This is a genomic window from Amphibacillus indicireducens (genome assembly GCF_039539605.1).
In the GTDB taxonomy this organism is placed as follows: domain Bacteria; phylum Bacillota; class Bacilli; order Bacillales; family Amphibacillaceae; genus Amphibacillus; species Amphibacillus indicireducens.
Genome location: NZ_BAABDL010000161.1, coordinates 1 through 1387 on the forward strand (window position 1 = coordinate 1; position 1387 = coordinate 1387).

Consider the following 1387-nt stretch of genomic DNA (forward strand, 5'->3'; position numbering starts at 1 on the left):
GTTGACATTTCATTTAAAACATGAAAAGACACCCTAACTTTTGGTATAATAGATTTTGCAGAATCACTACCAAAATAGAAGAGGTGCCTCCTACTATGATAACGAATAATACCCAAGAAAAGCAACTACCAAACGAAATAAAATCGGTTTTTAAAGAATTGAATGTGTTAAAGCATTTGCGTGATGCGGGAATTACGAAATCATTTGGATTTTCCTGCGGTTACATTTTCAAACTCATCTTCTGTTTAATCTTTGAAAACAGAAATTGGTTTCGTATGTTGGAAAGCAAGAAATCTTTAGAGCTTCCTGCAAAGGATACCATTTACCGTTTTCTGAACCATTCAACATTCAATTGGCGTCGCTTTCTACTTTCTCTGTCTGCATTTACCATTGGAAAAGTATCCAAGTTGACGCGCCATGATCGGCCTAAAGTATTCATTTTAGATGATTCATCTTATGACCGTAACCGAAGCAAACATGTCGAGCTTCTGGCTCGTTGTTTTGACCATGCTTCACAGAAAATGCGTTTCTACAAAGGCTTTCGTCTATTAACGTTGGGCTGGTCTGATGGCGCAACATTTCTACCCGTTGACTTCTCATTATTAAGCTCGAGAAAGAGTCACATTAACGGTATATCTAAAAAAGTGGATAAACGCAGCTCTGGTTACAAACGCCGAAAAGAAGCGTTACAAACCGCACCAGAACAGATTCCTGATATGATTACACGCGCGATTAAATCGGGCATTGATGCTTCCTATGTGTTAATGGATTCATGGTTTACACAACCACCTCTTATCAAAGAGATTACAGAACAAGGGCTTGATGTGATTGGCATGGTTAAAAATCTTAAGCAACGCTATCTTGTCAACGACAACCGTTTAAGTTTAAAGCAACTTTATCACTTGGCTACACCAAGTGATGAAAAGAACGGTATTTTACGCTCGATCTACACAACGCAAGCCAACGGTGTCCCTGTTAAGGTGGTCTTTGTGCGTAACAGAAATAAAAAAAGTGACTGGCTTGCCATTCTGAGTACCGACTGTACGCTGAGCGATCGAGACATTATTCGCATATATGGCATGCGCTGGGATATTGAAGTGTTCTTCAAAACGACAAAGTCGCTACTAAAACTTCAAAAGGAATTTCAAAGCCGCTCATATGATGCTTTAATTAGCCACACAACCATTGTGTTTACAAGGTACATTGTGCTGTCCTGGCAAAACCGATGCAACTCAGATGATCGAACCTTGGGTGGCATATTTTATGAATTATCTGATGAAATAAACGAGCTTGATTGGGCTGTCGCTTTACAGCAATTAATCGAACTTCTTGAAGATACCATAAAGCACACCAATAAAAGAATTCAAAAATTAATTAAAAGTCAACT

At 38.7% G+C, this 1387-nt stretch carries 1 protein-coding gene; it reads left to right on the forward strand.

Going from position 1 to position 1387, the window contains the following annotated elements; genetic code table 11:
* Positions 1–95 precede the first annotated feature (95 nt).
* Positions 96–1387, forward strand: a 1292-nt coding sequence (locus ABD814_RS13180) for an IS4 family transposase (RefSeq protein WP_344914186.1), incomplete at its 3' end; no start/stop codon positions are given.